Source organism: Plantibacter sp. Leaf314, from assembly GCF_001423185.1.
GTDB lineage: Bacteria > Actinomycetota > Actinomycetes > Actinomycetales > Microbacteriaceae > Plantibacter.
The window spans coordinates 1114429-1131051 of record NZ_LMOB01000001.1; the positions used below are offsets into that span (position 1 = coordinate 1114429).

At 68.7% G+C, this 16623-nt stretch carries 16 protein-coding genes and 1 tRNA gene; 7 read left to right on the top strand and 10 right to left on the bottom strand.

Going from position 1 to position 16623, the window contains the following annotated elements; translation table 11 throughout:
- Positions 1 to 148 precede the first annotated feature (148 nt).
- From ASF68_RS05185 to ASF68_RS05210, 6 genes are all read right to left on the bottom strand, one after another.
- Positions 149 to 808 carry a ScbR family autoregulator-binding transcription factor gene (locus ASF68_RS05185; RefSeq protein WP_056007689.1) on the bottom strand — a complete coding sequence of 220 codons (660 nt, stop codon included), beginning with the start codon at positions 806 to 808 and terminating at the stop codon, positions 149 to 151.
- 219 nt (positions 809 to 1027) lie between these two features.
- A complete protein-coding gene (locus ASF68_RS05190) occupies positions 1028 to 1870 on the bottom strand; it encodes a LysR family transcriptional regulator (RefSeq protein ID WP_056007693.1) in 843 nt (280 codons plus the stop codon).
- A gap of 115 nt (positions 1871 to 1985) precedes the next feature.
- Positions 1986 to 2060: transfer RNA gene (locus ASF68_RS05195), tRNA-Arg, on the bottom strand.
- Between the two features lie 26 nt (positions 2061 to 2086).
- On the bottom strand, positions 2087 to 2584 hold the full coding sequence (locus ASF68_RS05200) for an HNH endonuclease (protein WP_056007696.1): 498 nt from the start codon (positions 2582 to 2584) through the stop codon (positions 2087 to 2089).
- 429 nt (positions 2585 to 3013) lie between these two features.
- Entirely contained in the window at positions 3014 to 4177 is a 1164-nt protein-coding gene (locus ASF68_RS05205) for a CHAP domain-containing protein (RefSeq protein ID WP_157580204.1), read from the bottom strand.
- A 250-nt stretch (positions 4178 to 4427) separates the two neighbouring features.
- Entirely contained in the window at positions 4428 to 5129 is a 702-nt protein-coding gene (locus ASF68_RS05210; RefSeq protein ID WP_056007700.1) for a metal-dependent transcriptional regulator, read from the bottom strand.
- Positions 5130 to 5273: 144 nt separating this feature from the next.
- Here ASF68_RS05210 and serC point away from each other — a divergent pair, with 144 nt between their 5' ends.
- Positions 5274 to 6386, top strand: coding sequence for a phosphoserine transaminase (gene serC / locus ASF68_RS05215; protein WP_056007703.1), 1113 nt, complete (start codon positions 5274 to 5276; stop codon positions 6384 to 6386).
- An 81-nt stretch (positions 6387 to 6467) separates the two neighbouring features.
- On the opposite strand, the gene ASF68_RS05220 is transcribed toward serC, so the two are convergent.
- Positions 6468 to 7211 carry a DUF3027 domain-containing protein gene (locus ASF68_RS05220; RefSeq protein WP_082498495.1) on the bottom strand — a complete coding sequence of 248 codons (744 nt, stop codon included), beginning with the start codon at positions 7209 to 7211 and terminating at the stop codon, positions 6468 to 6470.
- A complete protein-coding gene (locus ASF68_RS05225) occupies positions 7204 to 7587 on the bottom strand; it encodes a cold-shock protein (protein WP_056007705.1) in 384 nt (127 codons plus the stop codon). The genes ASF68_RS05220 and ASF68_RS05225 overlap by 8 nt, the downstream gene beginning before the upstream one ends.
- Before the next feature lie 135 nt (positions 7588 to 7722).
- On the opposite strand from ASF68_RS05225, the gene ASF68_RS05230 reads away from it, so the two are divergent.
- The 6 genes from ASF68_RS05230 (at position 7723) to ASF68_RS05255 (ending at position 14382) form a co-directional block, all read left to right on the top strand.
- Positions 7723 to 7998, top strand: a complete 276-nt coding sequence (locus ASF68_RS05230) for a hypothetical protein (protein ID WP_056007708.1) — start codon at positions 7723 to 7725, stop codon at positions 7996 to 7998.
- Between the two features lie 5 nt (positions 7999 to 8003).
- Positions 8004 to 9839 (top strand): helicase-associated domain-containing protein, encoded by a 1836-nt coding sequence (locus ASF68_RS05235; protein WP_056007710.1) that lies wholly within the window; start codon positions 8004 to 8006, stop codon positions 9837 to 9839.
- A gap of 50 nt (positions 9840 to 9889) precedes the next feature.
- Positions 9890 to 11533, top strand: a complete 1644-nt coding sequence (locus ASF68_RS05240; RefSeq protein WP_056007713.1) for a DNA repair helicase XPB — start codon at positions 9890 to 9892, stop codon at positions 11531 to 11533.
- 46 nt (positions 11534 to 11579) lie between these two features.
- On the top strand, positions 11580 to 12269 hold the full coding sequence (locus ASF68_RS05245) for a response regulator transcription factor (protein WP_056007716.1): 690 nt from the start codon (positions 11580 to 11582) through the stop codon (positions 12267 to 12269).
- Positions 12270 to 12279: 10 nt separating this feature from the next.
- Positions 12280 to 13941 carry a HAMP domain-containing sensor histidine kinase gene (locus ASF68_RS05250; protein ID WP_056007719.1) on the top strand — a complete coding sequence of 554 codons (1662 nt, stop codon included), beginning with the start codon at positions 12280 to 12282 and terminating at the stop codon, positions 13939 to 13941.
- A 150-nt stretch (positions 13942 to 14091) separates the two neighbouring features.
- Positions 14092 to 14382 (top strand): WXG100 family type VII secretion target, encoded by a 291-nt coding sequence (locus ASF68_RS05255; protein WP_056007722.1) that lies wholly within the window; start codon positions 14092 to 14094, stop codon positions 14380 to 14382.
- 112 nt (positions 14383 to 14494) lie between these two features.
- On the opposite strand, the gene groL is transcribed toward ASF68_RS05255, so the two are convergent.
- Together groL and ASF68_RS05265 are read right to left on the bottom strand one after the other, a co-directional pair.
- Complete coding sequence (gene groL, locus ASF68_RS05260) at positions 14495 to 16114, bottom strand: chaperonin GroEL (RefSeq protein ID WP_056007724.1); 1620 nt, start codon at positions 16112 to 16114, stop codon at positions 14495 to 14497.
- A gap of 204 nt (positions 16115 to 16318) precedes the next feature.
- Entirely contained in the window at positions 16319 to 16522 is a 204-nt protein-coding gene (locus ASF68_RS05265) for a cold-shock protein (RefSeq protein WP_056007727.1), read from the bottom strand.
- Positions 16523 to 16623: the final 101 nt, after the last annotated feature.

Genomic DNA, 16623 nt, shown 5'->3' on the forward strand with positions numbered 1-16623 from the left:
CCAACTCTCCGCCGATGGATGACGACATGCCCCCGCACGTCCGTGATCCATCCGTCGTCACACGACGATCAGCAAAGTGAGTTAATCACCCTACTGATTCTAGAGTCGCGCTCCGACGAGGGCGTCAGGGCTATCCCCTAACGTGCGTTCAGGCTTCGGTGGCCTGCGGGTCGAAGGCCGCATCCAGGACGGCGAGCACCTCCGGCTGTCGGTCCACGACGATGACCGCCGTGATGAGCAGGCGCCACATGGCGTCGACGGCGTTCAGCAGATCGCTCCGACCCGTCAGCATGCTCGAGATCAACTGGGTTCCCGTGAAGAACGCCACGAACGACCGGGCGAGATCCGAGGGGTCCAGCGAGGAGCGCAGCTCTCCCAGCTCGATCGACGCCTGCACCTGCTGCTCGACGTTCGCGATCCACCGCTCGTGGAAGTCGGAGGTGGGAGCCTGAATCACGCCCTGCTCCAGCGACAGGCGGAGCCCCGCCCGTGCGATGGGGTCGGTGAGCAACAGTTCGGTGATCATCCGCGAGGCCTGCACGAGCGCACCGAACGGCGACGACGCCGTGGTCGGGGCGGTCAGGGCAGCGATGGAGCGCTGGCTCTGCTCGTTGATGACGGCGAGCGCCAACTCCTCCTTCGAGGGGAAGTAGAAGTAGAGCGAGCCCTGCGTCGTCCCCGCTTCGCGGGCGATGTCCGACAGGCTCGCCTGTCCATAGCCGACCCGGTCGAACATGCGCGCGGCACCTTCGACGACGGTCTGGCGTCGTTCATGACCTCGCTGCTGCTGTGGTCGTCGTTCGGGCATGTGCGTATCCTGCTTCTGTCATCCCCCGATTCAGACACCAGCGTAGCGACTCCGAGCTGGGAAGTCGGTGACGAATGCGCCGGAACGCAGGAACAAGTCGACCGACTTGTGTCCAGAGAACGCCCGGTCCCAGAGGGAAAGGACGCGCCAGGATGCCGACCGGGCCCGGCGGGCGCCACCGTCGCACCGACGCCCGACCCGCTCGTCAGCCCGTCGGGATCACTCGCGGCGGGTGACGAGTGCGAACCGCTCCCGAAGCTCGGGGGCGTCGGCGAACGGGCGCCAACAGAGGCCGTCGCCCTCGCGCATGGCCGCGACCGGCCGGAGTGCGACGAGTCGCTCGCCGAAGCGGAGCGCGTCGAGGAACAGGGTGTCGTTGCCGGCGTCGATGGTCAACGAGCGCGGGTACCAGCCGCGGGCGGCGAGTGCTCCGGCCAGCCACGCCGAGTACTCGGGGTCCTTGCCGGGCTCCGGGCGCAGTAGCTCCTGATCGGCGAGGTCGGACCAGTCGATGGCGTCCTTCTTGGACAGCGGGTGCGCGGCACGCATGACGACCCCGAGCGGCAGCGCCGCGATCTCCTCGGCAGCGAGCGCCTCGGGCAGATCGATGGGCAGGCGCACGATGGTGGCGTCGAGGCGCCCCGTGGTGACGAGGTGGAGCTGTTCGACCGGCTCGATCGCCACGGCGACGGCCGGCACGTCGATACGACGTCCGGCCTCGGACACGACGGCGTCCCAGGTCGTGGGTGGACGACCGACCCGGATGTGTCGCGCGGGGGACGCCGGGTCCATGTCGGCGACCACGTCGATGAAGGTGCGGGCCTTCAACAGGAAGCGCTGCCCCTCGCGGGTCGGACGGTACTCCTCGCCGAGCACACTGAAGAGCTCGACGCCGAGCGCGGCCTCGAGCCGCCGCAACTGCTGGGCGAGACTCGGTTGTGCGACGCCGAGCAAGTTGGCCGCCGCCCCCAGGGTCCGCGTGTCCGCGACGACGACCGCTGACCGCAGCTGGCGGAGCGTGATGGCGTCGCGTTCGAGTTGGCGGTTGAGGTCGTGCGTCATGCTTCGAGCCTACGGCGTGCTCGACGCCCTATCCGACAGCCGCCCCCCGACGTGAGACCGCCTGAGTGACCCCAGCGCTCCGGGAGGGTGTCGCCGTTCGCGGGCCGTGCCCTGATGGTGCCCCTGGAGGGACTCGAACCCCCAACCCTTTCCTTAGGACGGAACTGCTCTTCCATTGAGCTACAGAGGCTGACCCCGTCGAGTGTAGCCGGTCGCTCAAGCAGCCGGCGCCAGGTACTGCTCCCAGTCGGGCTCCGAACGCTCGACACCGCGCACCATCCACTGGGACCCGTGCGGCGTCCCGGGCGACACACCCAGGCTCCAGTTCATCTCCGCCAGGGTGCGGTCACCCTTCACGTTGTTGCACCGCAGACAGCAGGCGACGAGGTTCTCCCAGCTGTCGACGCCTCCGCGCGACCGCGGCTGCACGTGGTCGATCGTGGTCGCCGCCTTCCCGCAGTACGCACAGCGATGACCGTCGCGCCGCAGCACGCCCCGTCGGGTGACCGGCACACGACGGGCGTGCGGGATCCGGACGTATCTGGTGAGGAGGATGACCGACGGCCGATCGTACGAGCCGCTCGCCGCCACGACGGGGTGCGAGGAGTCGATCTCGACGACGCTCGCCTTGTGGCTCATGACGAGCACGAGCGCCCGCTTGAACGAGACGATCGCGAGCGGCTCGTAGCCCGCGTTCAACACCAGTGTGCGCATACACGTTCCCTTCCGAAGGGCCGCGACGGCTGCCGCGACCGGTCGACGATCAAGACCTGCAGAACCACTGCGACATCGGATCGGGTCGTTTCCGGGCGACAAAAAAGGGCACCGTCGTCATGACGGCACCCTCTTGACCCACGGCGGAGCCGCGGCACGCTTGGCTGGAATGACGCAGCACGTAGAGGTCGCGACCGTTCGCGACCACCTGGCGGCATCTAGCGTGCATCAGCTCCTGAACCTCTCCGAGTTGCAGAGCACCAGATTAACCCACGAGGCCGGGATTTCCGCGGGTTCGGAGAGATTTCCTCTGCGCGCCATGTCGCCGTCGCCTTCGGGCGGTGTCCGCCATCCGTCGACGGTCGGTCCGTGGACGACGAAGGACCGCACCCTCCGATGGAGGATGCGGTCCAGGTCGAGCGCTCAGGATCAGCCGACACCCGGTGGGTAGAGGTAGAGCGCCACGGCGCTCGCGGCGATGGTCCGCGTGTTGTAGCTGTGGCGGGCCGAACCCCAGTTGTACTCCTCCAGGGTGACCGTTCCGTCGGCATTGACCGACTGGACGTACGCGACGTGGTTGTAGTTGAACCAGGCGACGGAACCGGCGATGGCGTTCGTCCCCTTGTTGTACTGCCAGGAGTCCGCCCAGCCGTACGCGCTGCTCGGGGGCAGGCCGTTCCCCCAGGTGAAGGCCCAGTTGCCGCTCGGCGTGCCCGCGTCGCGGTTCAGGCGCCAGGCGACGAAGTCCACGCACTCGCGGTAGTAGTACCGCAGGGGCGACAGTCCGCCGCCCTCGTCGTCGGTCGCCTGGTCGAACCAGGGGTAGTCGTCGCCGGACTGGCGCGCGCCGACCGTGATCGAATAGGTGGCGTCGCTGGCGGCGGCTGCGGCGTCGAGCTTCCGCTGACGCTCGGCCAGTTCGTCCGGGGTGGTCGCGGTGTACAGGTCGCGGGAGATCGGTGCGTCGGCGACCTTGTCGGAGGCGACGACACTCTGGGCACCGGAGGTCTTGAGCTGCTCCGACGCGGATGTGCCGTACTCCGTCTGGGCGCTGCTGCTCGCCGCGTACGCGGGCAGCGCGACCGTTGCGAGCAACGCGGGCACCAGGAACGCCATCGTGGCGACTCCTCGGACCGAGCCGGGGCGGGCTCCGGTCGGCTTGGGCTTGCGGACGGCGATCGCCGGGGACACTGCCGTGTTCGGCTTCGGCTTGCGCGCGACGCGCTCGGCGCCGGTGCGCAGCGGTGCGACGGTCGCGAGCGGGGAGCCAGACGTGGTGGAGACGGTGAACGACTGCTGGGCCGTCACCGCTGGAGCTGACGGCTTCGTCAGCGGTCGGTCGTCGAGGACGATCTCTCCGGTCGCCGCCGCGTCGTCGGTCTCCTCGACGAGTGCGTCGTCCAGGACGATCTCCGGGTGCTCTTCGACCACTGCCTGCTCGGCATCGACGGGAGTGGTGGCGGGCTCGGACGAGGCGGGGGACGCCTCCGCCTGCTGCGCGGCCTGCTCCTGGAGTCGGAGTTGCTTCCGGGTGAGGGGGACGTCCGGGGTCGTCTCGGCCTGTTCGGGGCCGCTCGCACCAGCTGCTGTCACGTGGATTCCTCCGGCACCCCGCATGAGCGACACTGACCACCGCAAGGCGATCGGCATGGCGCAGCCCCATCCGACGATTGATGTCGGTTCGTGTGGCCGAGGGACGGGCTAGGGGGTGCCTCGGTCGTCTTCCTCCGGCCAGATCATGGCCTGCAGGACGAGTGACAGCCTACGGGTTACCCCTCGGAAAGTCACGTTTCCATCACGGGAAACACGGCACATGAAGGGAATCCTCATGCACGTCTCATGCTCACGCCGCGGGGGTCTCCACGAAGATGTGGGTGGCGAGTTCGTTCGGCAGTTCGAGGCCGCCGTCGACACCGTCGATGGTGACGAGCACGTAGCCCCCGGCAGCGGCGAAGGTGCCGGTGCGCCCCGGCATGACGCCGGCCTGCTTCAGCTGGAGCAGGAGTTCGGGGTCCACCTGCGCGGGTTCGCCCAATCGGCGCACGGTCGCCGTGACCGGCTCCGAGCGTCCGTCGACGAGACCGACGATGTTGATGACACCCTGCGAGAACGCGACCGCAGGGCTGTCACCGAACTCGTCCAGGCCGGGGATCGGCGTGCCGTACGGGGACTCCGTCGGGTGGTTCAGCATGTCGAGGAGCTTGCGCTCGACCTGCTCGCTCATGACGTGCTCCCAGCGGCAGGCCTCTTCGTGGACGAACTCCCACTCGAGGCCGATGACGTCGCTCAACAGTCGCTCCGCCAGGCGGTGCTTGCGCATCACGTGCACGGCCTTGCGCCGCCCGGGCTCGGTGAGCTCGAGATGGCGATCGCCTGAGACGACGACGAGTCCGTCGCGCTCCATCCGACCGACCGTCTGGGACACCGTCGGCCCGGAATGCCCGAGGCGCTCGGAGATCCGCGCACGAAGCGGGATGATGTTCTCCTCCTCGAGCTCCAGGATGGTGCGGAGATACATCTCTGTGGTGTCAATCAAATCGGTCATCGACGCCCTCCCTGCCCGATTGCACGTTCCCGGTAAGCCTAGTGCGCGGTGACGCCGTTCCAGCGCCAAGCCACTCCGCCCCGTGTGGACGTCTCCGCGCGGGGTCGCACGACGCCGCACGGCCTCCGCCTCTAGAATCGGCCTATGCCGGAGATCACGATTCCCACGTCCCTGCTGCCCGCCGACGGTCGATTCGGGTGCGGCCCGTCGAAGATCCGCCCCGAGCAGATCGCGGCCCTGGCCGATGCGGGCCGGTCCCTCCTCGGGACCTCTCACCGCCAGGCTCCCGTCAAGCAGCTCGTCGGCCGCGTCCGCACCGGCCTGTCCGAACTGTTCCGCGCGCCGGACGGCTACGAGATCATCGTCGGCAACGGCGGCTCGACCGCGTTCTGGGACGCGGCCGCCTTCGGATTGATCGAGCAGCGCAGCCAGAACCTCGTCTTCGGCGAGTTCGGCGGCAAGTTCGCCAAGTCGGCTGCGGCGCCGTGGCTCACCGCGCCGGACGTCCGCGAGGTCGCCGGCGGCTCCCGCGTCGACCCCGAGGCCGTCGAGGGCGTCGACGTCTACGCCTGGCCGCACAACGAGACCTCCACCGGCGTGATGGCACCGGTCCGCCGCGTCGCCGGCGATGCGGGCGCACTCACCGTGATCGACGCGACGAGCGCCGCCGGCGGCGTCGACTTCGACGCCGCTCAGGCGGACGTCTACTACTTCGCACCGCAGAAGAACTTCGCATCCGACGGTGGACTCTGGTTCGCCCTCTGCTCCCCCGCAGCGATCGAACGCATCGAGCGCATCGCGGCCAGCGGACGGTACATCCCCGAGTTCCTGAGCCTCAAGAACGCGGTCGACAACTCCCGACTCGAGCAGACGCTGAACACCCCGGCGCTGTCGACGCTCGTCCTCCTCGACGAGCAGATCTCCTGGATCAACGGGAACGGCGGGCTCGCCTGGGCGTCGGCGCGCACGGCGGAGTCCTCCGGTGCGCTCTACGACTGGGCGGAGCGGACCTCGTACACCACCCCGTTCGTCACCGACCCCTCGCACCGTTCGCAGGTCGTCGTCACCATCGACTTCGACGAGGCCATCGACGCTGCACTCGTCGCGAAGACCCTCCGGGCGAACGGCATCGTCGACACCGAGCCCTACCGGAAGCTCGGTCGGAACCAGCTGCGCGTCGCGACGTTCACGGCCATCGACCCGGCGGACGTACGGCAGCTCATCGCCAGCATCGAACACGTCGTCGGCGCGCTCTGAGCCGTCCAGCCTGAACGCCGAACGGGCGGTCGCCCCCACTGGGGTCGACCGCCCGTTCGTCTGTCGGGATGTGGGTGTGGACTACTCGTCCTCGAAGCGATCGTCGTCGTCGTCGTCGGACTCGTCGTCGTCGTCGGAATCGTCGTCGTCGTCGGAATCGTCGTCGTCGTCATCATCGTCGGAGTCGTCGTCCGACTCGTCCTCGTCGGAATCGTCGTCCTCGTCCGTGTCGTCCGACTCGTCGTCGTACTCGAGTTCGATGCCGTCACGATCCCGATCGCGCGGATCTCCGGACAGGGCGACGTCGTCCTCGTCGTCGAACTCGTCCGCCTCATCGCCGTCGTCGAGCGCCTCATCGGCAGCCGCCGCGGCCGCCGCCTCCTGAGCCGCCCGGTAGTCCGCGAGTCGCTCCGACCACGGGACCCACTGCGGCGCGAGCAACGCGCCGTCGCCAGGCATGAGCTCCGTCTCGAGGACGTTCGGCTCGGCGTCGTCGGACGTCCGCGACAGGGTGACCGTCCAGAACCAACCGGGGTACCCGGGCATCGTGTTCGCGAACAGCAGCGAGACCACGTGGTCGTCGACCACGACATGGCCGGCGGGTTCGCCGACCGTGCTCGCCGGCGTGATCGACTGCAGCGCCTCGCGAGCCAACGCGACGGCCGCGATCAGCGTCTCGTCGGGCACCGGCGGCGGCGCCGTTCCGTCGTCCTCGGACGCCGTCGGCCCATCCTCCACGGATGCCACGGTGCGCTCGGACTCCCCGATCGTCTCGTCGGAGACCGTCACCTCGTCGCCTGAGACCTGGTCCTCCGCGTCACGCATCCAGTTCGTCCGCGACCTTGCGCAGGACGGCAGCGATCTTCTTGCTGTGTCCGCTGTTCGGGTACTTGCCGCGTCGCAGGTCGCCGCCGATGCCGTCGAGGAGCTTCACGAGGTCCTCGACGATGATCGCCATGTCGTCGGCCGGCTTGCGCTTCAGCTTGACGAGGCTGGGCGGTGCCTCGAGGACGCGGACGGAGAGCGCCTGGGCGCCACGCTTCCCGTCGGCGATGCCGAACTCGAGCCGCGTCCCCGGCTTCACGCCGGCCGTGCCCGCGGGCAGTGCGGAAGCGTGCAGGAAGACCTCCTGGCCGTCATCGGAGCTGATGAAGCCGAAGCCCTTCTCCTCGTCGTAGAACTTGACCTTGCCGGTGGGCATGGGAACCTCGCTGTGTGTCGTGCGCAGAAATGCAGCGCCGTGCGGTGATCGCGCAGGAAGCACGATCGAGAGGACCATCGGTCCTCGGTCCCCAGCCTATTCGGTGCAGCAGCCGCGTGCCTCTATCCTGGGATCGTGACTGATGAGCAGACGCCGAGCATCTCGCGTCCCGAACGGATCCTGGCCTTCATGGTCGTGACGATCGTCGCCGTCTCGATCGCCGCCTTCGTCGCGGTCATGATCGGTACCGCCACCGGACTCGAGCAGGGCGATTTCGCCGTCGGTGCGTGGCCGGTCGTCACGATCCTGCCGCTCGTCGGGCTCCCGATCGCGTTCCTCATGCTGATCACGCTCATCATCGTGGGAGCCGTGCGCCGGTCCCGCGAGTCGCGCGGACCGTCGACGCGCTGACCACCATGGGCGAGGCCTTCGCGATCGCGCGCCGCCTCCGGGACCTCCCGGACGACGCGTTGCGCGGTCTGCTGGCCGACCGCAAGACCTCCACGGCACGCATCGGCGATTTCTTCGACCTCGCCGAAGCCTTGCTGGACGATGCGAGCGTCGCGCGACGGATGGCCCTCCTCGATCGCGACACCCTCGCGGTCCTCGCCGCGGCATCGGACGGATCGGATCGCCGGTCGCTCGCAGCACGGCTCGACCGCTCCGCACCGGAGGTGGAGGCCGCCGTCGCGCGACTGGAGGACGCCGTCCTGGTCGTGATCGACGAAGACGACTCGGTCCGACCCGTCCGCGCCGTCGAGCCGGTGTTCGAGGGATGGGCGGCGGAGGGCCGGCCGTCCCGAGCCCAGCTGCAGCAGGTGTCCGCCCCACCCCCACCGGCACGGACTCCGACGTCGACCGACACCGATGCCTTGGCGAGCGAACGGGCGGCCGGGACCGTCGGCATCATCGGCGAGAGCCTCCACGAACTCGACCGGGAACCTGCGCGCCTGCTCGGCCGAGGTGCACCGTCCATGCCCGACCTCAAGCGACTCGCCGCCGCTGCGGTGAGCACCCCGGAACAGATCGAACTCGCCCTGTCCGTGGCATCGGAGGCCGGGCTGACCGTCGCCGCAGGCGCCGCGATCCGATTGAGTCAGGGGGGCGAGGACTGGCTCGCGTCGACGACGTCGGCGCGGTGGTCGCGACTCGCCACGGCCTGGCTGGAGGCGATCCCGGCCGCCCTCCGCGAGCGCATCCTCGCAGCCTACGGACGCGACGCCACCGACCTCGTCGAGGAGCTCAGCTGGTGGTATCCCCTGGCCGGAGAGGCCGTCACCACCCCGACCCGCGCGGTCGAGGCGGCGGCCGACCTCCTCGGTATCACCGCCGGGGGCGCGACCAGCGGGTTCGGTCGACTCCTCATCGCGGGCGACCCGGACGGCGCTGCGGCACTGCTCGCGTCGACGCTGCCGGCCGAGGTGTCGCAAGTCGTGCTCCAGGACGACCTCACCGTCATCGCGCTCGGCCCCCCGATCGCCGAACTCGACGTGCGCCTCAGGGCGCTCGCCGAGCCCGAAGGCCGAGCCCAGGCGTCGAGATACCGCATCACCCCCGAGAGCGTCTCCCGTGCCCTCGCCGACGGCGACACGGCTGCCGGCCTCCTCGAGTACCTCGAGTCCATCTCGCTGACTGGCGTCCCGCAACCGTTGCGCTACCTCGTCTCCGAGGCCGAATCACGGTTCGGCCTCGTCCGGGTCGGCACGATCCGAGCGTCCGCGGACGCCTCGGCCGATCCCGGGCGCAGCAGCTATGTCCGCTCCGACGACACCGGACTGATCGCGGCGGTGTCCGTCGACCAGAGCCTCGTCGCCCTCGGACTCCGTCCGAGCGACGCCAACCGACTCACCAGCCGGAGCGACGCCGCCACCGTCTACTGGGCGCTCCACGACGCCCGCTATCCGGTCGTGGCCGAGGACGACCACGGCGCTCCGCTCCGCATCCGTCGACAGCCACTCATCCGGACAGCCTCGACCAGCGCCAGCCCGGAACCGGGGCCGGATCTCGTGTCCCGGCTGCGAGCCGACGACCTCGGCGACACGAGCACCGCGTGGCTGGCGAAGCAACTGGAGGTCGCCGTCCGCGACCACACCCCGGTGACCGTCCAGCTCCAGCACGGCGAGCGCCGGTCGACCTTCACGATCGAGCCGGTGAGTCTCGCCGGAGGCCGCCTCCGAGGGCTCGACCGGGCTGCGGACGTCGAGCGGACCCTGCCGTTGGCCATGATCACGGAGGTCCGGGTCGCCGGTTGACGCGCGGTCACGGGGGTTCCACGCCGAATCCGCCGGTAGACTCGACCGTTATGTCTGATGGACCACTGATCGTCCAAAGCGACCGCACCGTCCTGCTGGAGGTCGCCCACCCGCTCGCCGAGGACGCCCGCCACGATCTCTCCGTGTTCGCGGAGCTCGAGCGCGCGCCCGAGCACATCCACACCTACCGGATCACGCGCCTCGGTCTGTGGAACGCGAGGGCGGCCGGGCACGACGCGGATCAGATGATCGAGACGCTGGAGCGCTACTCGAAGTTCTCCATCCCGGCCTCCGTGACCATCGACATGCGGGAGACGGTCAACCGGTACGGCCGCCTCGTGATCGAACGCTCCGAGGACGGCGAACTCGTCCTCCGCTCGACCGACCTCCCGATCCTGACGGAGGTGGCGGGCGCCAAACGCATCGCCCCGCTGCTCATCGGGCACCCGAGCCCCGACACCTTCCTCGTGGAGCCCTGGGCCCGTGGCGCGCTCAAGCAGGAGCTGGTGAAACTCGGGTGGCCTGCCGAGGACCTCGCGGGGTACACCGCCGGGACCCCCCACCAGATCGACCTCGTCGAGGACGGTTGGCACCTGCGCGACTATCAGCAGCAGGCGGTGGACAACTTCTTCTCCGGCGGCTCCGGTGTCGTGGTGCTCCCCTGTGGCGCGGGGAAGACCCTCGTGGGTGCCGGAGCGATGGCGACAGCCTCCACCAACACGCTCATCCTCGTGACGAACACGGTGTCCGCCCGGCAGTGGCGGGACGAGCTGTTGAAGCGCACCTCCCTCACCGCCGAGGAGATCGGCGAGTACTCCGGGCAGGTGAAGGAGGTCAAGCCGGTCACGATCGCGACGTACCAGATCCTCACGGCGAAGCGGAAGGGCGAGTACGCGCACCTCGCGCTGCTCGACGCCATGGACTGGGGGCTCGTGGTCTACGACGAGGTCCATCTGCTGCCGGCTCCGGTCTTCAAACTCACCGCCGAGCTACAGGCCCGACGCCGGCTCGGTCTCACGGCGACCCTCATCCGCGAGGACGGCCGCGAGGGCGACGTGTTCTCCCTCATCGGGCCCAAGCGGTTCGACGCCCCGTGGAAGGAGATCGAGGCACAGGGCTTCATCTCCCCCGCCGCCTGCTTCGAGGTCCGCGTCGACCTCCCGCAGGCCGACCGACTCACCTATGCCGCGTCGGCCGACGACGAGCGGTACCGCCTCGCGGCGACCGCGCCGGCGAAGCTCGACGTCGTCCGGCAATTGGTCGAGCGGCATCGCGGCGAGCAGATCCTGGTCATCGGTCAGTACCTCGACCAGATCGAGGAACTCGCCGAGACCCTCGGAGCACCGAAGCTGACGGGCGCCACCCCGGTCGACGAACGCGAACGGCTCTACCAGGCGTTCCGCGACGGCACCGAGCAGGTCCTCGTGGTGTCGAAGGTCGCGAACTTCTCGGTGGACCTCCCTGAAGCCACGGTCGCCATCCAGGTCTCCGGCTCGTTCGGCTCCCGCCAGGAGGAGGCGCAGCGACTCGGACGCCTGCTCCGCCCGAAGTCCTCCGGACTCACGGCGAGTTTCTACACCCTCGTGTCCCGCGACACGGTCGATCAGGAGTTCGCCCAGAACCGGCAGCGTTTCCTCGCTGAGCAGGGCTACAGCTACACGATCCTCGACGCACACGCCCTGCAGACGGCCTGATCCTCGCTCTCAGAAAAGTCTCAAGAAACGTGCAGATAATGGAGTCATGACCGGACCCCGCATCCTCATCGTCGACGACGAACCGAACATCCGCGACCTCCTCACCACCAGCTTGCGTTTCGCCGGATTCGCCGTGCGAGCCGTGGGCAACGGTGCAGCCGCCATCTCCGCGGTGCTCGAGGAGGAACCCGACCTCATCATCCTGGACGTCATGCTCCCGGACATGAACGGCTTCGGCGTGACCAAGCGTCTCCGCAGCGCGGGCTACACAGCTCCGATCCTGTTCCTCACCGCGAAGGACGACACCGAGGACAAGATCACCGGGCTCACCGTCGGCGGCGACGACTACGTCACCAAGCCGTTCAGCCTCGACGAGATCGTCGCGCGCATCAAGGCCATCCTGCGCCGCACCATGCAGGCCGACGAGGATGCGGTCATCCGCACCGGCGAGCTGACGATGGACCAGGACACCCACGAGGTCCTCGTCGGCGACACCCCGATCGACCTCAGCCCGACGGAGTTCAAGCTCCTCCGGTACCTCATGCTGAACCCCAACCGGGTCCTGTCGAAGGCGCAGATCCTCGACCACGTCTGGGAGTACGACTTCAACGGCGACGCCGGCATCGTCGAGAGCTACATCTCCTACCTGCGGCGCAAGCTCGACCAGTTCTCGAGCGAGCCGCTCATCCAGACGAAGCGCGGATTCGGCTACATGCTCAAGGCCGGGAAGGCGTAGCCCCCACCCGATGGCCGATTCCCTGTCCACCTGGTGGAGCAGCGTCTCCCTCCGGACGAAGATCACCGGGGTGACGGTGCTCGTGCTCGCGTTCGGTCTGCTCGTCGCCGGGATGGGCACCACGCCCCTCCTCAAGGAGGTCCTGACCCAACAGGCGAACGACAGTCTGTTGACGGCGGCCAAGGGCAAGATCGTCGGCGAGATCTCCGAGGACGGTCAGCTCCAGCTGGACGCACCCTCGACGCTCTTCGTCGCGGTCTACGACACGAACGGTGAACTCCGGGCCTCCTCCGGCTGGGACGACAGCATCGCGCCGGAGCACCCGGCGCACCTCAGCGCGAACGATGTCGCGGCGAGCGGCAACCAGGTCTACACGACCACGAACTCGAGTGGCACGATCGTCTACCACGCGGTGTCCGTCCCGGTCACGCTCGACGGGTTCCGGACGGGAGCGGCGTGGGTCGCGATCTCCATGCAGGGCACCGACAACACGATCGCCACCTACCTCACCATCTTCTTCGTGCTCGGCGTCCTCATCATCGTGGTGGGCGCCCTGCTGACGCGGTGGTTGGTCACCGGTACCTTCGAACCGCTCCGGCAGGTGGAACGCACCGCTGCGGCCTTCGCGGACGGCGACTTCAGTCAGCGTCTGGCCGGGTCGACGCCCAACACCGAGGTCGGGCGTCTCAGCCGCTCCCTCAACACCATGCTCGCCCGGATCGACCGCGCCTACTCCGACCGCGGGAAGACCATCGAGCAGATGCGCAACTTCGTCGGCGACGCCAGCCACGAACTCCGCACTCCCCTCGTCTCGGTCCGCGGCTATGCCGAGCTCTACCGGATGGGTGCCCTGCAGACCCCGCAGGACGTCGCCCAGGCGATGGAGCGCATCGAGAAGGAAGCCATCCGGATGGGTGCGCTCGTCGAGGACCTCCTCCAGCTCGCCCGTCTCGACGAGACGCGTCCGCTGAACGTCGCTCCGGTCGACCTCCTGCCGGTCGCCCGCGACGCAGCCCTCGACACCACCGCACAGGCGCCGGGGCGCACGGTCCGGGTCGTCCGCGACGAGCGGATGATGTCCCTCGACCAGTTGACCGTCGAGCAGGGCGGCGAGGCGTCCGCTGCCGCCGAGACCCCTCCTCCGGCCGGTGCGACGGGCCCGATCTTCGGTGCGACCTTCAACCGTTTCCGTCGCCGGCCGAAGCCCTCAGGCGAGGCCGTCGCCCCCGATGCGAAGCCGGCCGTGGAACCCCTCACGTTGGCCGTCCCGCCGATCGTCCTCGGCGAGGAGAACAAGATCCGCCAGGTCGTCACGAACCTGATCGGCAACGCGCTGCGCTTCACGCCCGACGACAGCCCCATCGAGCTCGCCGTCGGCACCGACGCGCGCGCCGGCACGGCCAGCATCGCCATCGTCGATCACGGCGAGGGCATCCCTCCGCAGATCCGCGAGAAGATCTTCCAGCGCTTCTGGCGTGCGGACAGCTCCCGCACGCGGGAGACCGGCGGCAGTGGGCTCGGCCTGGCGATTGTGGCCTCGATCGTCGCCGCGCACGGCGGCACGGTCGACGTGACGGAGACACCGGGAGGTGGGGCGACGTTCCGCGTCATCCTGCCGCTGGCCCCGACCGCCGCGACGGCTCCGGTCGTCATCGCCGGCCCGCCGGCCTGATCCGCCCCACCGCTGCCGACACCGCTCCACAGGGCCAGGCTCAGGGTGCCTGAGCGTCGGAACCGCGGTCGTCGACCCGGTGGCGTGAGCTGAACTCCTAGCGTCTCGGTAACGGCGGTGACCGGCACCGCCCGGACGAACGGAGTTCCCATGGCCACCTTCCAGGTCGACAGCGACGCGGTCGAGCACGCCTCCAACGCGGTCAGAGTGACGATCGAGCAGATCCAGAGCGAGGTCGCCCGCCTCCACGCCCAGCTCGCCGCTCTCGACGGTCAGTGGACCGGTGCCGCAGCGGCGGCCTTCCACGGCGTCGTGGAACGCTGGCGTGGCACGCAGCGGCAGGTCGAGGAGAACCTCGGCGAGATCAGCAGGGCGCTGTCCGTGGCGAGCACGCAGTACGCCGAGATCGAGCGGGCGAACGCGAGCATGTTCAGCGGTTGACCACCGCACGGGTCGTCCGGCCCGGGACTCCGCTCCCGGGCCGGGCCCCGCGGGAACAACGACGCAGGGCGCCTCCCGAAGGAGACGCCCTGCGCGTGTGCTGCTGTCGGACTTAGAAGTCCATGCCACCGGTCGGGTCGCCGGCCGGAGCCGGGTTCTTCTCCGGCTTGTCGGCGACGACGGCCTCGGTGGTGAGGAACAGGCCGGCGATCGACGCTGCGTTGAGCAGCGCGGAGCGCGTGACCTTCACCGGGTCGTTGATGCCGGCTGCGAGCATGTCGACGTACTCGCCGGTCGCGGCGTTGAGGCCGTGTCCGACGGGCAGGTTGCGGACCTTGTCGGCCACGACACCGGGCTCGAGGCCGGCGTTCAGCGCGATCTGCTTGAGCGGAGCGTCGATGGCGACCTTGACGATGTTCGCACCGGTCGCCTCGTCTCCGACGAGCTCGAGCTTCTCGAAGGCGGTCTTGCCGGCCTGGATCAGGGCGACGCCACCACCGGCGACGATGCCCTCTTCGACGGCAGCCTTCGCGTTGCGGACGGCGTCCTCGATGCGGTGCTTGCGCTCCTTGAGCTCGACCTCGGTCGCTGCACCGGCCTTGATGACCGCGACACCGCCCGCGAGCTTGGCGAGACGCTCCTGGAGCTTCTCGCGGTCGTAGTCGCTGTCCGTGTTGTCGATCTCCTTGCGGATCTGGGACACACGACCGGCGATGGCCTCGGCGTCGCCGGCACCTTCGACGATGGTGGTCTCATCCTTGGTGATGACGACCTTGCGGGCGCGGCCGAGGAGGTCGAGGGTGACGGTCTCGAGCTTGAGGCCGACCTCCTCGGAGATGACCTGACCACCGGTGAGGATGGCGATGTCCTGCAGCTGCGCCTTGCGACGGTCGCCGAAGCCCGGAGCCTTGACGGCGACGGACTTGAAGATGCCACGGATCTTGTTCACGACGAGCGTCGCGAGTGCTTCGCCGTCGACGTCCTCGGCGATGATGAGGAGCTGCTTGCCCGACTGGATGACCTGGTCGACGATCGGCAGGAGGTCCTTGATCGCGGAGATCTTCTGGTTGGCGATGAGGATGTAGGGATCCTCGAACACCGCTTCCTGGCGGTCGGGGTCGGTCACGAAGTACTGCGACAGGTAACCCTTGTCGAAGCGCATGCCCTCGGTGAGCTCGAGCTCGGTGCCGAAGGTGTTCGACTCCTCGACGGTGACGACGCCTTCCTTGCCGACCTTGTCGATCGCCTCGGCGATGATCTCGCCGATGGTGGTGTCGCCGGCGGAGATGGAAGCGGTCGCAGCGATCTCCTCCTTGGTCTCCACCTCCTTCGCGTTGGCGATGAGCTCGACCGTGACGGCCTCGACGGCCTTCTCGATGCCGCGCTTGAGGCTGATGGGGTCGGCGCCTGCGGCGACGTTGCGGAGGCCCTCGCGCACGAGCGCCTGAGCCAGCACGGTGGCGGTGGTGGTGCCGTCGCCGGCGACGTCGTCGGTCTTCTTGGCGACCTCCTTGACGAGCTCCGCGCCGATCTTCTCGTACGGGTCGTCGAGTTCGATCTCCTTGGCGATGGACACGCCGTCGTTGGTGATCGTGGGGGCGCCCCACTTCTTCTCGAGGACGACGTTGCGACCGCGCGGCCCAAGGGTGACCTTGACCGTGTCAGCAAGAATGTTCAGTCCACGCTCGAGGCCGCGACGGGCCTCCTCGTCGAAAGCAATGATCTTAGCCATGTGTGTTTTTCGTCCCTCCCGGACGTCATGAACGTTTTTAGCACTCAATGAGTACGAGTGCTAAGTCGATTCTGGCACTCAGGGGGTGGGAGTGCAAGTGAGCGTCAGCGCCCTGAGCGAACTCCCGGGAACGGCCCGGAGACGACGAACGACGCCGCCCACCGGAGTGGGCGGCGTCGCAGGAATCCCGTGTCCGATGGGCGCTTACGCCAATCGGACGGCCTCGGCCTGGGGCCCCTTCGCTCCGGTGCCGACCTCGAAGACGACCGCCTGGCCCTCTTCCAAGGACTTGTAGCCGCTCATGTCGATCGCCGAGTAGTGGACGAAGACGTCCTGTCCACCCTCGTCGACCGTGATGAAGCCGAAGCCCTTCTCAGCGTTGAACCACTTGACGGTTCCGTTCGCCATTTCATACTCCCATTGCTGCGTGCTCACAGGCGTCGGCTGCTGCCGAACCCGGACCTGCCGTCCGGAGTCGGGACCCCGGCGGCCACCCTGCGCCAAAACGG